The organism is Sphingobacterium sp. UBA7855 (genome assembly GCA_002500745.1).
GTDB lineage: Bacteria > Bacteroidota > Bacteroidia > Sphingobacteriales > Sphingobacteriaceae > Sphingobacterium.
This window is the reverse complement of record DLST01000020.1, coordinates 1-16,488: the sequence shown is the minus strand read 5'-3', so window position 1 is coordinate 16,488 and position 16,488 is coordinate 1. Positions and strand designations below refer to the sequence as shown.

At 37.2% G+C, this 16,488-nt stretch carries 17 protein-coding genes; 11 read left to right on the top strand and 6 right to left on the bottom strand.

Annotated elements, in window-relative coordinates; genetic code table 11:
- A complete protein-coding gene (locus B2107_RS19400; protein ID WP_293957381.1) occupies positions 1-1,350 on the bottom strand; it encodes a RagB/SusD family nutrient uptake outer membrane protein in 1,350 nt (449 codons plus the stop codon).
- A gap of 29 nt (positions 1,351-1,379) precedes the next feature.
- Positions 1,380-4,577 carry a SusC/RagA family TonB-linked outer membrane protein gene (locus B2107_RS19395; protein ID WP_293957379.1) on the bottom strand — a complete coding sequence of 1,066 codons (3,198 nt, stop codon included), beginning with the start codon at positions 4,575-4,577 and terminating at the stop codon, positions 1,380-1,382.
- A 746-nt stretch (positions 4,578-5,323) separates the two neighbouring features.
- Between B2107_RS19395 and B2107_RS19390 the strand changes: the two genes are divergently transcribed.
- The 10 genes from B2107_RS19390 to B2107_RS19355 all read left to right on the top strand — a co-directional run bounded on the left by B2107_RS19390 (position 5,324) and on the right by B2107_RS19355 (position 11,132).
- Positions 5,324-5,842 (top strand): hypothetical protein, encoded by a 519-nt coding sequence (locus tag B2107_RS19390; RefSeq protein ID WP_293957378.1) that lies wholly within the window; start codon positions 5,324-5,326, stop codon positions 5,840-5,842.
- Between the two features lie 132 nt (positions 5,843-5,974).
- Positions 5,975-6,241, top strand: a complete 267-nt coding sequence (locus B2107_RS19385) for an ATP-binding protein (protein WP_293957377.1) — start codon at positions 5,975-5,977, stop codon at positions 6,239-6,241.
- Positions 6,242-6,472: 231 nt separating this feature from the next.
- Positions 6,473-6,613, top strand: coding sequence for an integrase core domain-containing protein (locus tag B2107_RS21970; protein WP_409529654.1), 141 nt, complete (start codon positions 6,473-6,475; stop codon positions 6,611-6,613).
- A gap of 207 nt (positions 6,614-6,820) precedes the next feature.
- Positions 6,821-7,402 carry a TIR domain-containing protein gene (locus B2107_RS19380; protein WP_293957376.1) on the top strand — a complete coding sequence of 194 codons (582 nt, stop codon included), beginning with the start codon at positions 6,821-6,823 and terminating at the stop codon, positions 7,400-7,402.
- Positions 7,403-7,413: 11 nt separating this feature from the next.
- Positions 7,414-8,364, top strand: coding sequence for a caspase family protein (locus tag B2107_RS19375; RefSeq protein ID WP_293957375.1), 951 nt, complete (start codon positions 7,414-7,416; stop codon positions 8,362-8,364).
- Between the two features lie 3 nt (positions 8,365-8,367).
- Positions 8,368-9,144: a hypothetical protein gene (locus B2107_RS19370; protein WP_293957374.1), complete on the top strand. Its 777-nt coding sequence runs from the start codon at positions 8,368-8,370 to the stop codon at positions 9,142-9,144.
- Between the two features lie 3 nt (positions 9,145-9,147).
- Entirely contained in the window at positions 9,148-9,558 is a 411-nt protein-coding gene (locus tag B2107_RS19365; protein WP_293957373.1) for a TIR domain-containing protein, read from the top strand.
- Positions 9,559-9,560: 2 nt separating this feature from the next.
- Complete coding sequence (locus B2107_RS21965; protein ID WP_409529653.1) at positions 9,561-9,686, top strand: caspase family protein; 126 nt, start codon at positions 9,561-9,563, stop codon at positions 9,684-9,686.
- 473 nt (positions 9,687-10,159) lie between these two features.
- Positions 10,160-10,648, top strand: coding sequence for a hypothetical protein (locus B2107_RS19360; protein WP_293957371.1), 489 nt, complete (start codon positions 10,160-10,162; stop codon positions 10,646-10,648).
- The gene (locus B2107_RS19355) at positions 10,641-11,132 is read left to right on the top strand and encodes a hypothetical protein (RefSeq protein WP_293957369.1); all 492 of its coding nucleotides are present in this window, start codon (positions 10,641-10,643) and stop codon (positions 11,130-11,132) included. Before B2107_RS19360 ends, B2107_RS19355 begins: the two co-directional genes overlap by 8 nt.
- 361 nt (positions 11,133-11,493) lie before the next feature.
- On the opposite strand, the gene B2107_RS19350 is transcribed toward B2107_RS19355, so the two are convergent.
- The 4 genes from B2107_RS19350 to B2107_RS19335 form a co-directional block, all read right to left on the bottom strand.
- On the bottom strand, positions 11,494-12,300 hold the full coding sequence (locus B2107_RS19350) for an SOS response-associated peptidase (protein ID WP_293957368.1): 807 nt from the start codon (positions 12,298-12,300) through the stop codon (positions 11,494-11,496).
- Positions 12,301-12,303: 3 nt separating this feature from the next.
- Positions 12,304-12,774 carry a hypothetical protein gene (locus B2107_RS19345; protein WP_293957367.1) on the bottom strand — a complete coding sequence of 157 codons (471 nt, stop codon included), beginning with the start codon at positions 12,772-12,774 and terminating at the stop codon, positions 12,304-12,306.
- A gap of 138 nt (positions 12,775-12,912) precedes the next feature.
- Entirely contained in the window at positions 12,913-13,617 is a 705-nt protein-coding gene (locus B2107_RS19340) for an SDR family oxidoreductase (protein WP_293957366.1), read from the bottom strand.
- Between the two features lie 271 nt (positions 13,618-13,888).
- The gene (locus B2107_RS19335; RefSeq protein ID WP_293957365.1) at positions 13,889-14,872 is read right to left on the bottom strand and encodes a helix-turn-helix transcriptional regulator; all 984 of its coding nucleotides are present in this window, start codon (positions 14,870-14,872) and stop codon (positions 13,889-13,891) included.
- Positions 14,873-15,302: 430 nt separating this feature from the next.
- On the opposite strand from B2107_RS19335, the gene B2107_RS19330 reads away from it, so the two are divergent.
- Positions 15,303-16,379, top strand: a complete 1,077-nt coding sequence (locus B2107_RS19330; RefSeq protein ID WP_293957364.1) for an alkene reductase — start codon at positions 15,303-15,305, stop codon at positions 16,377-16,379.
- Positions 16,380-16,488 lie beyond the last annotated feature (109 nt).

Below are 16,488 nucleotides of genomic sequence, written 5' to 3'. Positions count from 1 at the left end.
TTAGCGTTCAGTTTGAGTCAGCGTAGAATTGTTGAGGACGGCAAATGGTATTAAAAAAGTATATTGAGGAGCATTCGGCCGTAATTCTGCCAGCTTTTCTGGCCACGATCTTTCTAAAGTCACAGCCGTTTCGACCTTGAGGTTCAATCTTTTTAGATCTGCCCAGCGCCGCTGGCGCATAATCAGTTCTTTTCTCCTTTCCTGTAAGATAAAATTCAATAGTGTAACCGGATCAGTATCTGTATGATCTGTATACGTACCAGATTTCCACCGCGACCGTAGCAGATCGTTGATATCCTTAAGTGCCAAGGCAATCTTGCCTAGCCGAGCATTTGATTCAGCCCTGATGAGATATATCTCGTCTACAGCCAAGCCACTGAATGGAGCCTGATTCAAAACACCGTCGTAGTTTCCCTTGAAAGAATAGGTACCGTCGTTATTATTGATAAAAAATACTGTCCTGCGCAGATCGTTAGCCTGATAAGTTCCCATGAGTTCTGCCGACACTTTCCAACGTGTGCGTGTATAAGTTGCACTACCGCTTGAAATAGCCTGAAATAACACCTCCTTATTAAATCTCAAAATCGGCGTATTGCTCGACTGGTTCAGCACATTGAAGTCCAATAAAGCAGCATTCAGTTGCAGACATTTATCTGCATAATAGGCAGCCTGCTCATAATCTTGGAGATAAAGATATACTCTTGCCAATAAAGCCAAACTGGCTGTGTAAGAGGGTCTAGAGGCCTTATCATTGTTATCTTTCAGTAGCTCGGTAGCCAACCGTAAATCGGCTAGCAACTGCTCATAGAATTCCCCGATGGTCACTCTGGGACTATGCTCCTCAATATTCGGCGTTTTACGGTAAGGAATAGCCATTTTAGCAGCATTACTTTTATCCGCTCTGGGCACATCCACAAATAGTTCACCTAAAGCTAGATACGCATAAGCCCTAAAAAATAAGGCTTTACCTTTCAGTTGTTGCGAGCGATCATTGCTGGGTAGCTTATCAATCATTGCAAGTACTTGATTGGCATTATAGACCACCCGATAAGGCGCAGACCATTGCGTGGCTGGTGGAGCAGCCTGTATATTCCATACAAACAGGTCCCTATCTTCATCAATCGTGATCGCAGACCAATCTGAATAGCTCATTTGAAAATCGTCGCTACACAATTCACCAATATAAGGATAGCCTTGATTTAACATGCTATAATTGTCCATTAAGGCCTCTCCATCTTCAATCGATTCTGGAATAGCCATTTTTAGATCAGCTTTTTTTTCTAAAAATTTATCACAGCCAGTTAAGGCAAGCAGTAGGGCTGTGATAAAGAAAATACAATATCTTTTCATTCTCAATTCGTGTTAGATAACAATACGATTTATAAGTTCAATGTTGCGCCCAGCGTGTACGTACGTGGGATGGGTATGGAGCGGTAATAATCAGAATCCACATTATACCCTGTCTTCTTCCAGATGATCAAGTTCATATTATCCATATTAAAAAATACCTGACCCCGAATTTTCCCTTTGCCCAAGCCATTAAAATTATAATTCAGATTAATGTCCTTTATGCGGATGGCATCTCCCCGTTCAACAACCGCGTCAGAGAACGTATAAAAATTGTCACGTGCGTTATTTAACGGATATATAAAAGCAGGCACATTCGTATTCAGTTCGTCCCCTGGCTGCCGCCAGCGATTGTCAAAATCCTCATTCATTGTCCAGTAATTTGCTAAAGCCGAATAATTTATCGTCGGTCTTCTAAACACGAACTTAAACTTGTATTGAATATTTGTACTCAAAGACCAAGGGCCGTAGTTAAAGGTGTTGCGTACAAAACCCGAATATAGCGGAATGGTTGATCCCATAAATTTAAGCGTCTCTACGGGTGAAGAAGCAAATTTTGTATACTCCTTACTCTTCTCGCCATTCATCCAGCCTAAGGGCTCACCGGTCTGTGGATCCAGTCCAGCAAACGGGTAGGCATACAGTCCGTATAGATCGCGGCCTTCCACTGGATTAGGTGAGGTAGCTGCATCAAGGTATGAATCTGCCCGCGCGGGTCTATAATTGTATTTTTTAGTAATATTTCGCTGATAATTGAATATCAGATTGGAATTCCAGGAAAATTTGCCTCCTTTGATATTTACGGTTTGCAGATTAGCTTCAATGCCGCGGCCGGCAAAATGGGCGACATTCAAGATTTGTGAATCAAACCCTGTTGTTGGATCGACCATCCCCCTAGCAACGATATCCCGGCCATCTTTCTTATAAAAGTCTACTGTTCCCGAAATACGATTACCGAGGGCCGCAAAATCAAGCCCGAGATTAAAAACACCGACCTTTTCAGACCTATAATCCGGATTGGAAGGATTGATCATGTAGGCATAAGTGTACGAGGTAATACTATGCGTACCGCTATATTCCATAATCGGGTTGGCTGAGTAAGAATTATTGGCGTTGCCATTATAGCCATAGGTTCCCCGGATTTTCAATCGCGACAGCGCATTGAAATGATAAAAAGATTCCTTTGTTATATCCCATGCTAAGCCAGCAGACCAAAGTGGTTGCCATCTGTTGTTGGTTGACACACCAAATAGATTAGACGCATCCCTACGTATACTCCCACTCAAAGAATACCGATCCAGAAAGGTATAGGTCGCATTACCAAAGAAAGACGTGAACCGTTGATTCAGCTCGTCAAATTTGACACCATCAATGATCTGTCCTGATCCCATGATCCCATTCAGCAAAGGGAAATTGGTCAGGTAATTCACACGTGCATAACTCAATGTATTGCGATCATAACCATAGAGGTTGTGCCCATCCATCCGGTTGTTCAAATCCTTCATTTCAGCTCCAGCGATGGCATTAATTTTATGTCGATCCCGATCGAATGATTGATCCCAAGCCAGATTTCCCCTGAGGTAATGTGAATTTATGATACCATTGTTTTGGTAAAAGATATCACCAATTGGTACATTTCGTGTTATCGTGGTAGGCGTCCACTGCGTAAACATATTAATGTAATGCTGTGTAAAATAAGAATCGATGCCCTGCCAATTGGTTATTTTATTTGCTGACTTCTGAAATTGATAGGCTACATTTGCGCTGATGAAAGGTGTCAATTTCCAGTTCGCACTTAAATTGAGTGTGACATCTTCGGTACTATTTTTATTTTCGCTGCTGGCAAATTCATTGAAGATATTATAGCGGGCTGGCATAAGCCTTCCCCCCGCAAGCGTATCGATGTACGATTTACGGATCGTAACCGTCTCCAGATCAATAGCCTTTCCGCCATCGTCGACCAACCTGAGATAAGGATAAAAACTACGTCCTGCGCCAGAATACAGGGAGCCAAAAGAAAGCTGAGAATCAGTACCCATCCCTTTGATGGCAGAGTTACCATACATCAGCTGCATGCCGATCTCCAACTTTTTGACCGGACGGATGTTCGTCACTAACCGAGCAGTAACCCTTTCGAGACCTCCATTTTGAATGTTATTACGGTTTTTATCGTATCCCACACTTGCCTGAAAATCATAGTTAGCACCTCCGCCCGTTATATTGGTTGCATATTGTTGGTTATAGCTGTTTCGATAGATGTACTTTAAGTAATCTGTTCGCACATCCTGTTTACTCCATTCAGCTTTCTGACGATCATAGGTAACTTGATCGATCTCGCCTTTGCGCAGCTTGTCCATTAACACAACCATTGGCGTAATGCTTCGATCCAAAGAAGTGATCTGCCAGTCGAAAAACTTGTTTTTAAATAACAGCTCTTCCATCTCTATAAAAGATGAACTGGACATGTAAGGTTTTTTATAGATATCCGGTTTTTCACCCAACTGGTTTGCTACCTGGACTGACAGTTTTAGTTTTCCATCCTTAGTTCCTCTCTTTGAAGTCAAAACGATCACTCCATTTCCTGCTCGCGTTCCCCAGATGGATGCCGCCGCAGCATCTTTAAGGATGGTTACCGATTCAATATCGTTGGGATTTATATTTGCGATATCACCCTCGTAAGGAAAGTCATCCAATATAACGAGTGGATTATAATACCCATAGTAGGTTGACGTGGTACGGACAGATAACTGCTGCAACGGAGACAGTCCCTCCACTCTTTTCTCAAAACGGAGTGCGGGCGACAAGCCTTCCAGCCGATTGATAATGTTGGTACTTTTGCTGATATTGAGCTGTTGTTTTCCGATTACTTCAAAACTCCCCGTCGCCCGCTCCTTCGGAATTTTTTGGTACCCGGTAGAGACCACCTCCACCTCTTCCAATTGATTCTTCAATGGTATCAATTTCACTATCAATGATACTCCAGCACTATACGAAGTTTCTAAGCGCTTGAAACCGACATGTGAGAATGAAACAGTACCTTTAGGATTGGAGACTGTTAACGAAAAGGAACCATCATTTTTGGACGAAGCCTTACCCTTTTCACCTTCGACTCGGATGGAAACACCCTGGATCGGCTTACCGTCGACAGACGATACCACAGAACCGCTGATGTATAACAACCCATTTGCCCCGCTGTCCTTGCGGGGCGTCTGAGCCGATAAACTAAACATATGAAATGCAGTAGCAATTACTAAAAGAGTCCTTAGGATTAATAGTTCTCTTAGGCTATATGCTTTATATATAATACAATTAGGTTGTGTATTTGCTAAATTTACGTACTGGGCTTCCTGTTTTGAACAGGCAATACTTCTCCCAGTCCTTATAAAATTGTTCATTTTAAGGTTTTAAAAATGGTCATAATCTTTCCCTTTCCTCGCGGAGGCGATGGAATAGGTTATTAGAATAACTCGTAAAAATGTTCCGATATAGTAGTCTCTAATTGGTTACAAAGCAGATGATATATTTACAATGACACTTTTTCGGATGGTCATACAGACCTCTAGCCTTAATAGAACTAAGGGGGATTGGGACTTTTTTGATGTTTGTTTTTAATAATCATAACTCGTTATTGGTTAAACGAGTCTTGTATCAGGAGGTAGCTTGATAAATATAGGGCTACATGCTGTGGCTACAAATTAAGTTTCTGACGCCTAACGTAACACAGACTAACAGTAGCCCCATATCTATCTTATCAAGCAAATATACTAAAAGCTTTTATATAAGAATAGACATGGGTATTCAGAACTACTGCCTTGCGTTACGGCGTCAGAAAATGTAGCCGCAAGACTCTTTGCTTAAAATACCTAAATTCTTTCCGAAAGCATCTGCTCTCTTTCTATACAAAGATAATAAACAAATCACAAAAAAAGAATTAAATGTCACTTTTTGTAATTCGACAGTGTCCCATATTTGACCTATGACCGGTATAAATAGAAAGGTAATTACTGAAAATATCCTTAAGCTAATAGACAATAATGGTATTGAAGATAGCGATTTTGCACATCTTATTGAGAAATCAACTAGAACCTTATCTAGAATAAGAAAGGGGCAATCTTTCTTTAATATTGATGCGATTAATAAAGCAAGCACCTTTTTCAATAAATCGCTAATCGAGCTGAATGAACCAGATATTGTGATTGAAATAGGCTCCCGTAATAACCTTAAGCAGATTCATAAAAATAATGTAGCTTATTTTAGTCTATTGGAAAAACGTCCAAGCATTACATATGCAATAACTTATTACCTATTGAATAACAAAGAATTTTGTTCAACAGGTATGATAGTCGATAAAATCAAAAAGTTTTTTGAATCTTTAGGATGGAATTATTCTAGCTCATATATATCTAGCTCAATGGCTAGGAATAGTGAACGGATATCTGTCGCAGGTACCGAAATAGTTGACGGTAATGAAGTAAATATATATAAGTCTAAATAGCTATATGTCTTTGGTGTACATAATCCATCACTGTCAAAGCTATCGCTCATAAAGTCCATGTTACATTTTTAACTAATACGGATCTGTTCTTCCAATGATTGTTTCTCTCAAGTAGGTAGCCGATACTTCAGTATGAACCACTTTATCGATACTGTTATACAAACCAGGCTAGATGTTACTTATCTAAAATGGATAAAGAGTATCACAAAACAAAAGTTACTCATATTGGATGACTTCGGGTTAAAAACAATAGACGCCGAGACTCGGCTCCCACTGCTATATATATTGGAAGACCGATATGGAAATAGCTCTGTTGTCATAACTTCTCAGCTACCGATTCAAGCATGGTACAATTTTATTGATGAGCCAACACTTACGGATGCGATAAGGACAGATTGACAGATTCCGCACACAGACTCTCTCTACATGGGAGGTTCTTTAACAAAGAAAAAAAATCATTAAGTTTGAAAAGTTAATACGATCCAATTGTAAAATAGCTAGGCTTTTAAAATAGCGCAAAAAGCAAAGCCAATCACCGAAAAACTAATTTTCAATTCTGATCGTGGCGTACAATATGCATGTTATGAGTTTAGCTCTATACTAGAAAAGAATTTACTCATCATAAGAAGGATGAGTAGAAAAGTAAATTGCTGGCATAATGCTGTCGCTGAAAGTTTTTTCAAGACACTTAGGCGGAATGTGTATAAACAGCATAAATTCGCTCCCATGGAACAAGCTGCGCTTATTGTCTTTGAATATATTGAGACTTAGTACAACCGAAAAAGGCAACATTCTGCCTTAAAATATTTATCTCCAGAGGAGTTTGCTAGAAAATTAAATAAACAAAATATTGCAGCTTAACTAGGTATACATTTTATTGTTACGATTCCAGAAAAAAAAATAACAATTACGGATAACCGTAATAATTTTTTTTTTAATATTGTTATTTTAGTGCTGATTTACTAAAATTAATATACTATGCCATTATACGAAGAATCCTATTTAAAAAATTTGAGTAAAAATCAACCACTTAATGAAAGTACTAGAATGTTTAATGAAAGTAGAAATAGAACAAGTTTCGATATATTTCTTTCGCATAGCTTTTTAGATAAGGAAGCTGTCTATGGCCTATATTACGAACTAACAAACATGGGATATTCAGTATATGTAGATTGGATTGTTGATTCTGATTTGGATAGAACAAATGTAACCAAGGAATCTGCTAGATTAATTCGAAAACGTTTGCATTCATGTAAAACATTATTACTTGCAATTTCTCAAAATGCTGACTTGTCCAAATGGATACCTTGGGAGTTAGGTTATGTTGATGGACATACACAATTATGTGCTCTAATTCCAGTAGTAAAGAGTAGTGACAATAAATATACCTTCGATAGAAAAGAATATTTACTCTTATACCCGTTTATAAAAAAGATTGATTCTACAAATGGTGCTAAAAAGCTTTGGGTTGCCGATAGTAATACTAAATATATAGTATTTGAAGACTGGATCAATAATAAGAAGTTGTTTGAAAGAGATATTAATATTGCGGAATTATAAACATTTTGATTATGAAAAAAGCTCTTGTCGTAGGAATAGATGATTATCCTAATGCGCCATTGTATAGTTGCGTTAAGGATGCTATAAGTATGGAGAATATTTTAGAAAAAAATGGAGATGGATCTCCTAATTTTCATGTAAAACTATTAATAGACAAATCTCAAACAATTAGTAGGAAAGTTTTGAGAAGTAGTATTGAACAACTATTTCAAGGTAAATCTGATATAGCATTACTATATTTCTCTGGACATGGTTTCGTAAAGTCTACTGGTGGTTATATCGTAACATCGGATTTTGAAAAGTATGATGAAGGAATTCCAATGAATGATATTCTAACTCTTGCTAACAAATCTGAAGCAATTTATAAAATTATTATCCTAGATTGTTGCTATTCAGGAAAATTTGCTAATATTGAAATAGGAGATTCTTCAGCAGCTTATTTGGGGGATGGACTAACAGTATTAACTGCGTGTAGCGATAAAGAAAGTGCAATATCTATTAATGGTTCCAGTGTTTTTACATCTTTACTTTTGGATGGATTACAGGGGGGAGCAGCAGATTTAAGAGGTAATATAACGCCTGGGCATCTTTACGCCTATGTTGATGAAGCATTGGGAGCTTGGGACCAAAGGCCTATTTTCAAAACAAACGTTTCACAATTTACCTCTTTGAGACAAATCACTCCTCGAGTACCTAAAGAGACATTAAGGAAAATTACAACGTATTTTATTAAAGCTGAAGATGAATTTAATTTAGATCCAACTTTTGAATTTACCGAAGAATCTGCTATAGCGGAAAATGTTAATATTTTTAAGGATCTTCAAAAATTCCAATCTGTCGGACTGATCATTCCAGTGGATGAGGAATTTATGTATTATGCCGCTATAAATAGCAAATCTTGCAAACTGACTGCTTTAGGATATCAATATTGGAGATTAGTTAAAGAAAATAAATTATCATAAATTATGATGGATTTTTACGAAGAAGAATTATTTTTTAATTCAAACATTGAAAAAGAAAAAGGTATTTTTGATAGTGATATTATTGGTTTAGAAAAAGAACCTGAATTGTTAGGAGTTAAAACCAGAATAGGTAACTGCCCAATTGTATATAACCTACAGCAACTTTTTGATTTGGCACAAAAAAAGTTACCTCCAGAACTTGAAGTTCAGTTTCAAACAAATAACATTTATTTAATTACTCATGCAGTTGGAGTAATAAGAACAAAAGGCAGTTCCCAAGTTGTAGAATTACAGTATAATGCAGAAATTACAAGTTCACTAGAATCAAAAACAATAGATTTATTCCCTAAAACCAAAGTTATTGACCGATTTGCGATAGAATCAGGACTATCAGGAACTGTAATGGCAGCAGGAAATTTTTCGGCAGAAGTTCCAGACGAGTTGAAAAATTCTTTATCAGGAACCAGCTTAACGTTGGGAGGTGAATTGAATTTAGAACTTTCGACAAATACAAAGTTTGTTGGAAAAATTAATTACAATATTAAATTACCTATAGTACAATCTTCAGGCATTGCTTCTAATAAGTGTACTTGGGTATTAAAGCCTGATGAAAATCCTTTGTTAGGTGATCAACTTCTTATCCAGACTATTGCAGTTCCTAAAAAAGTGAAAACATTGAATTACTCTGTAAAAGCACTCGTGAAAATAAGGCAAGGATGGCTTCATAAGACACAAGAAAAAGAAACAACCACACAAATTATAAATATAGAATTAACATAATATATGGCAAACGCAAGAGCATTTATAAGTTTCGATTTTGATAATAATGAAATGCAAAAGATGTATTTTATTGGACAATCAAGGAATTCGCGCACACCGTTTAATATTGAGGATTGGTCTTCAAAAACTGCATTAGCACAATATAGTTGGCAGAAAATAATTGAAGATAAGATGAAAAGATGTAATATGATGATTGTTTTAGTTGGCAGAAGTATGAGCACTGCAACTGGAGTAAATAAGGAAATTCAGATGGCTATTAGAAATAACGTTCCTTTTTTTGGTGTGTATGTGGATGGAGCAAGTTCTTCATCAACTTTACCAATTGGATTATCTAGAAACAGAGTTATTCCATGGACTTGGGATGGAATTGCTTCTGCAATTACACAAATGTTAGGTGAAGGAAAAAATCTCTAATTATGAGAGGAGCACTTGTTGTAGGTGTTACCAAGTATAATTTCGGAGAATTGCCTGGCTGTGTTAAAGATGCTCAAGACTTAGCCAAGGTTTTAAGACGTCTCAATAATAAGAGCAACAAATGCTAAACAAAATTCTTATAATACTTCTTCTGGTAGCCTATTTACATCACTTCTTATACAATCACTACAAGGTGGTGCCGCGGATATTTTGGGTAAAGTATCAATTCCAGATGTATTTTCTTATCTCGATCAAGCTTTGGTTTTTTTCATATTCGACCATTATTTAAATCTCATGTTGAATCTTTAGTATCATTGAGATATTGTAAACCGGCCTTAGATATAGATATTCTTCAAAAAATTACTAAGTACTTTCACACTGATTGTTTTTTGTTTCCATTAGATCCAGAGTTTGAGCCAACATATGAAGATCATATAATTGAGAAAGTGAAAGTATTAGAGCATTTGCAGAAATATAGAGATGCACGATTATTGTTACCTGTTGATGAAAATTACATGTGCGATGCAGTAATGAATTCGAAAAAATGTTGTTTAACTGCACAAGGTAAGTACTATTGGGTTCTTGTTAAAAATGGATTAATATGATTTTAGGAATTACTGGTCATCAGAAATTGGAAGTTTACGATAAAAAATGGATTATTTCTGAAATAAAAAGATTTTTGATAAAAAATGATGTAGAAAAAGGTATCTCTTGCTTAGCTGCAGGAGCAGATCAAATTTTTTGTGATGAATTGATCAATTATAACATTAAGTTTGATGTTGTAATTCCATGTCATGACTACAAATTAACGTTTAGTGATAATAAAGATTTGGAGCATTATAATTCTCTGATAAATTTTTCAAATAAAATTTTCAAATTAGAATTCGATAAGCCAAGCGAAACAGCATTTTACGAAGCAGGAATTGAAATAGTCAGACAGTCTGATTCAATCATTGCAATATGGGATGGTGAACAAGCAAAAGGTCTTGGAGGTAGCGGAGATATCGTTAAATTAGCGCTAAATGGAAATAAAAATGTCTATCATATCAATCCTGTTAATAAAAAAGTAATATATTTAAACAATGATTAAGGTATTTATATCACACCCTACGCCTTCAAAAGAAGAACAGAATAATTTTTTAACTCTAATCAAAAACTTACTGTCTCAACATGGGTTGGACCCAGTTAATTTGGGTGTAAGTAACTATGATTTTAGAAAACCATTAAAACCTATCAAAGAACTGATCGATAATTGTCAAGGTGCTATTGTAGTAGGATTAATTCGTCATCATAGCTATATTGGTTATGACAATGAAGGTTCTACAAGCGAAAAGGAAGTTTTACATAAATATACCACAAGTCCATGGTTGCATATTGAAGGAGGAATGGCTTACCAGTCAGGTATACCCTTAATCATATTGAAAGATCAAAAAGTATATCCTGAAGGAATACTCGATCCTAATAATAGTGATTCATATATTTTTGATTTTATTCTTGATGATAATATTGAAAGACTTTCAGAAGATATTATTAAAATTATTGAAAGCTGGATTAAACAATTAAAGAAGAATTAGTTGGTATTTTATGCACTAATTAGATTTTAATTCGGTAGTGTAAACTGAACTGTGTCACATCACTCTTAGTTCACTAAATTTGGATACTAATCATGGAAGAATGAAACAAACCTTAAGTCTAACTATTAAATTTCTCACCTACTTACAGGAAGAGGGCTATCAGTTTATAGTTCTCAGATATGGAACAAATGTATTTGAGCCACGAAAGGAAGACGTGAAGATATTGTTGAAATTTTAAATCTATCGCCTATGCATGAGGATGATGCTATAGCAATCGAAGATGCTATTACCCAATTTGATGAACTGGAATTAGCCGACAAAGAAATACTGAATGTTTTTAATATTTAGAATTAATATCAAATTAAAATAAAGTAGCCTGGACTCCATTAGGATCATCCATGCCCAGCGGAGGCAAACCTTCCCAGTGGAAGGGTTCGTACCGGTGTAAACCATCTGGCCGCTCAGGATATCCGCGTAATGTATAAACTGGATAGGCGATCAGGTTTTCTTCAGGCATCTGAAACGAAACAATGTTTGCCATATCTATTTCCTGAATATCAGAAATCCATTCTTCTTCTAATTCGGGTGGCAAAAATAATGGCATCCTGTGCCTGTTGGGACCGGCGTTATGGATATTAGCCATCAAGGAGTTTGCCTCTCTGGTCAGCATCCCAAACGAACCAACTTTCGCTAATACACCATCTTCATCTACAGTCTCGTGCCATTGATATAAGCCTGGCACAAAGAAAATTTCACGGTCTTTTTCCGCAATGTAATAAGGTACTTTTTTCTTCCAACCTTTGATTTCTCGATGTTCATAAGTACCGGAAACTGGGATCAGGCATCTTTGACTTTTCAGCCGATACCAGGTTGATTTTTTATCCCCAAGAATTCTCTCCGATCGAATATTAACTTGATTCCGTCTGCGGTCAGTTTGTTCCTTCGGATCTTTAATATAAGTAGGTAGAATACCCCATTCCATTTCTATGAGATTCAGTTCGCCGGTATCCTTTTCTTTATAGATTATTGGATACTGCGGAAATGTTATAGCTTGAACATTTTCATAATAACGCATGTCTGTATCCCTGTCTAACCGGCGATCAGCCAGGCTTGGAAAAGCACTTTTAATGATCTCAATATCCGAATGTAAACTTATATCCCAACACATATGTTATGTAATTAAATCGATTGCAGGTACATCTAATGATTTATCGTTTGTTCTAATTTCTGCTATTAGATGACCGAATTTTAAAGCAAAATTTATATCTATAGCATCCTTGCGGGTGAAGCTTGTGCGGCTCGCCAGATAATTTGTAATGTTCCGCTGGTATTCTTTTATCATCCTTTTGTTCCAATTAGTTTCTTTGAATTTATCAAGGAAAAACTTAAACCCGACTTCACTATTGAGCAAATCCAATACTTTATTATAGTCAGATTTTAAATCTAACAATTTTCCCTCATTGACTTGCAGCTTATCCTCATGCTCCTTTGCAAGTTCTAATTCATCATAGGGTGTGACTAAAAAGGTCGTCGATCGTTTTAATCCCGGCCAACTGAAGCGCTGTATGATTAGAAAAAGCATTCCGTTAAATTCTAGTGAAGGTAGCACTTCTTGCGTAAAAGGAACAAATGGATTATACATTTTCACCTAACTATCTTGTATATAAAGATATTAATATAATCTAAGATTATAGGGAGCTAAATTTTAGCTCCCACGCTTCCATTGTGTTACGGTATTAATTGAATTACCCAGACTAACCCGCCTAAGTACTTCACTACCTTATTTTGTTTTTGTCGGACGTACTTCGATCTTACTTGGAAGTACATTCTGATTCATTTTTAACAGATCTACCACCATTTGTCCGATATCAGCGGGTTGAATTTTCCAATGATCCTCTTCGTTAGGGGTATGACCATTGAAATTTGAGGTAACTGATCCCGGCATTATGGTAGTACATTTCACATCATAATTCCTAAGGTCAAGCATTGCGGCCTGTGTAAATCCCACAAGACCAAATTTGGTCGCATTATACCCTGCACCTTGAGCAAAGAAATTTGTTCCAGCTAATGATGCGATCGAAATAAAATATCCTTTATTTTCCTTTAGCTGTTCGACACCGGCTTTAAGGGTATGAAAAGCCCCGGTCAGGTTGGTATTGATCATGGCGTTCCAATCGTCAAGTGACATTTCGTCTACGGGAGCAAAAGTCCCCATACCTGCATTGGCAATAATGATATCCAGCTTTCCAAATTTTTTAACAACTGCATCGACAGCCTTTTTTTCATCTTCAAAATCTGTCACGTCTGCTTGGATTGCGATTACATTCTGATTTCCTAATTCGTGTTTTGCTTTTTCTAAATCTTCCGTATTACGGCCTGAAATAGCTACCTTAACCCCCGCTTCAATAAGCGATTTCGCTATTCCAAAACCTATCCCTTTTGTTCCGCCAGTTATATAGGCCACTTTATCCTTAATATTTTGCATAATATTCTATTTTTTTGATCTTGAATGTATAGTTCCTTCTATTCGTTATTATTAAAACCTTCTCTTAGCTATTTACTAATCCGTTGCAATCCATCAGAATCAATAACTCGAAAAGTCGTGAAAAGGTTCTTTATATTTTATCTTATTGTGTAATAGCCTGCTCTGCCGACCTTAAACACCTGACAAATCTTCTCGACTGAAAATATTTCCTTATTATCCCTTATGAACCTGAATATTTGCGGTCGCTCTTGGAGAAGATGCTTACAGCCTTTTATTTATTATAAGAATACTTTTTAGGCGTAACTCCATAATACTTAGCGAATAGCCGACTAAAATGACTAAGATTCGTAAAACCCAATTCGTAACCTACCTCTGAGACAGAATGTCTGGCTTGCTTCAGCAGGAAGGCTGCTTTTTCCATTCTTGCCCTCTGGTAATAATTATAGATAGTATCGCCAAAGGTCTGCTTATAAAGTTGCTTAAGCTTTGTTTCACTCATGGAAGCCAATGCTGCCAATTCGCTCAAAACGGGTGGTGTGCTTAGGTTATTAAGGATACCGTTACGTATCGACATGAGCTTTTCCACATCACTGCTATTTATGCTCTTGAATTGCGAGTTTTCTCTCAATAACAGCTTGTTAAAAAGAAGATACATCAATTCCTGAATCTTGATCTGCAAATAGAAGTTATTCAGAGAATCACTCATGTCAACCGAGACAATGTTTTTGAGGAGATGCTGCATTTCAGTATCGAGACTTTCGAAGAAAAGAAATGATGCATTCTCCTCCGTGATGGTTTTTATTGTAGCATTTGGGGTGTCGATGGAAAGAATTGTACGCAATCTTTCTGCGGCAATGGCAACAACAACATATTGTATTTCACGCTTGGCAGGAAAACGAATTTCTGTCTGCAGGTCATTTGTGGACAACAAAATAGAAGCGTCATTTTTCGGAAGAAACTTTAAATCATCCTCATTTTCGTACTTAACTTCCATACTTTCCCTGTTATTGTAAAAGAAAAAAGTGCGTAAGCTTAATGCCTCAGGTGATGGGTTGCGCTTGATGATGAAATCTTCCTTTAGCGTGTAACGGTGGATCGTCAATTTGAAATCCTTGCCGAACCCAACTTTTCGCATATAGCCTACGCCCATCGCTTCCGGGATTTCCAGAAAATTATCGCGCACAGATACATTAATCTGTTTGGCGAACAGTGTTAAAAAGTCGAAACCCGGTGCCGTTGTAAATTCAAAAATCATTTTATAAACAGATTCAAATTACTAATTTACTGCAAAAAAATGGTATCGATATGTTTTAGGACTTCAAATCTCTACTTGCCATTGCAAATGCTTATGATTTTCTATAAGATTATACCTGTAAATAGATAAGGATCAGGGGTTAATTTTCAAAGATGTATGCTCTTCATTGCCAGATATGACGGTACCGACACCCTGCTCTTTCAGTTTATCCTAAAATACCTCTACCTGTCGGCTTTGCGTATAATGCTCCCATCCGATCCGTCCTCTACTAACACATTGACTTTCCCGTAGGGATAATGCTTGAAACGAATAAAGTCTGATCGGACTATTTTTATGTCTTTTGGAGTTATTTTACCCAATTATTTGCTTGTATTTTTGTTGTCATCAAATCAAATATAATTTTAACAAATAACGTCATAAAAACAATATTATGAAATTACTGGAAAAAGTAACGTTAGGTAAACAAACCTTACAAAATGCTATTGCTATGGCTCCAATGACACGGAGCCGTGCAAATTTCGACGGTGTAGTATCAGATATAACAGCATCGTACTACGTACAACGTGCAACAGCGGGGCTGTTGATAACGGAAGCAATTAACATCTCCGAGCAAGCACTTGGAAGCCCCTTAACTCCAGGATTATTTACTGCCCAGCATGTTGAAGCATGGAAAAAGGTTACCAAGGCCGTACACGATAAGGGCAGTGTCATCTACGCCCAGTTATGGCATACGGGACGTGTAGGACATTCCGTGAACAAGAAAGGACAGTTGCCAGTCGCACCATCAGCAGTAGGGATTAAAGGTCAGCAACACTTTACCACTCAGGGGATGAAAGACTATGAGGTGCCCCGTGAACTGACTGTTGAAGAGATTAAAGAGATTGTCAAGGATTATGGAAGAGCAGCGAAAAACGCTATAGCAGCGGGTTTTGACGGCGTCGAGCTCCATGCTGCCTTTGGCTATCTGCCTAATCAATTCTTATCGGAAAGTGCCAATCTCCGCACTGATGAGTATGGGGGCAGTGTCGGAAACAGAAATCGGTTTGTTCTTGAAGTGATGAAGGAATTGGTTGATGCAATAGGAAGTGACAAAGTGGGCATCAAATTGTCACCAACAAATTATTACAACAATATTGAACATAGTGATCCTATCGCGCAATTTACTCCTTTGATCGAGTCGCTTAATGAATTGCCGCTTTCCTACATACACCTGATGAATGCAATGTTTCCGCTGGATCATTATCCTCATTATCCAGAGAACGTAATTGAAACCTTTGGTTCCCTAACTAAGCATATGGTCATCGCAAATGCAGGGTATGACAAAGCAAGTGGAGAAGCAGAACTGGAAAAAGGTATTGCTAAAATCATTTCCTATGGTAAATTATTCATAGCGAACCCCGACCTTGTGAAAAGGTTTGAACTTGACGCTAAATATAATGTCGCAGACAAGGCAACCATGTACGGGGGCGATGAACATGGATATATTGACTATCCATCATTGGGGTAGTGATTTTATCATTTAGAGGTGTTTCTTTTTTTTATTAGTGCGAAAGGCTCTGAAATTTTATACGAGCCTTTCGCATTAGTCCCTTCTCTGGACTTGCAAATAAAATCGG

Excerpts from the sequence above, each read along its gene's own strand:
- B2107_RS19400 (WP_293957381.1), bottom strand. The coding sequence starts at position 1,350 with ATGAAAAGATATTGTATTTTCTTTATCACAGCCCTACTGCTTGCCTTA.
- B2107_RS19380 (WP_293957376.1), top strand. The coding sequence starts at position 6,821 with ATGCCATTATACGAAGAATCCTATTTAAAAAATTTGAGTAAAAATCAA.
- B2107_RS19360 (WP_293957371.1), top strand. The coding sequence starts at position 10,160 with ATGATTTTAGGAATTACTGGTCATCAGAAATTGGAAGTTTACGATAAA.
- B2107_RS19365 (WP_293957373.1), top strand. The coding sequence starts at position 9,148 with ATGGCAAACGCAAGAGCATTTATAAGTTTCGATTTTGATAATAATGAA.
- B2107_RS21965 (WP_409529653.1), top strand. The coding sequence starts at position 9,561 with ATGAGAGGAGCACTTGTTGTAGGTGTTACCAAGTATAATTTCGGAGAA.
- B2107_RS19335 (WP_293957365.1), bottom strand. The coding sequence starts at position 14,872 with ATGATTTTTGAATTTACAACGGCACCGGGTTTCGACTTTTTAACACTG.
- B2107_RS19340 (WP_293957366.1), bottom strand. The coding sequence starts at position 13,617 with ATGCAAAATATTAAGGATAAAGTGGCCTATATAACTGGCGGAACAAAA.
- B2107_RS21970 (WP_409529654.1), top strand. The coding sequence starts at position 6,473 with ATGAGTAGAAAAGTAAATTGCTGGCATAATGCTGTCGCTGAAAGTTTT.
- B2107_RS19375 (WP_293957375.1), top strand. The coding sequence starts at position 7,414 with ATGAAAAAAGCTCTTGTCGTAGGAATAGATGATTATCCTAATGCGCCA.
- B2107_RS19355 (WP_293957369.1), top strand. The coding sequence starts at position 10,641 with ATGATTAAGGTATTTATATCACACCCTACGCCTTCAAAAGAAGAACAG.
- B2107_RS19370 (WP_293957374.1), top strand. The coding sequence starts at position 8,368 with ATGATGGATTTTTACGAAGAAGAATTATTTTTTAATTCAAACATTGAA.
- B2107_RS19345 (WP_293957367.1), bottom strand. The coding sequence starts at position 12,774 with ATGTATAATCCATTTGTTCCTTTTACGCAAGAAGTGCTACCTTCACTA.
- B2107_RS19385 (WP_293957377.1), top strand. The coding sequence starts at position 5,975 with ATGAACCACTTTATCGATACTGTTATACAAACCAGGCTAGATGTTACT.
- B2107_RS19330 (WP_293957364.1), top strand. The coding sequence starts at position 15,303 with ATGAAATTACTGGAAAAAGTAACGTTAGGTAAACAAACCTTACAAAAT.
- B2107_RS19395 (WP_293957379.1), bottom strand. The coding sequence starts at position 4,577 with ATGTTTAGTTTATCGGCTCAGACGCCCCGCAAGGACAGCGGGGCAAAT.
- B2107_RS19350 (WP_293957368.1), bottom strand. The coding sequence starts at position 12,300 with ATGTGTTGGGATATAAGTTTACATTCGGATATTGAGATCATTAAAAGT.
- B2107_RS19390 (WP_293957378.1), top strand. The coding sequence starts at position 5,324 with ATGACCGGTATAAATAGAAAGGTAATTACTGAAAATATCCTTAAGCTA.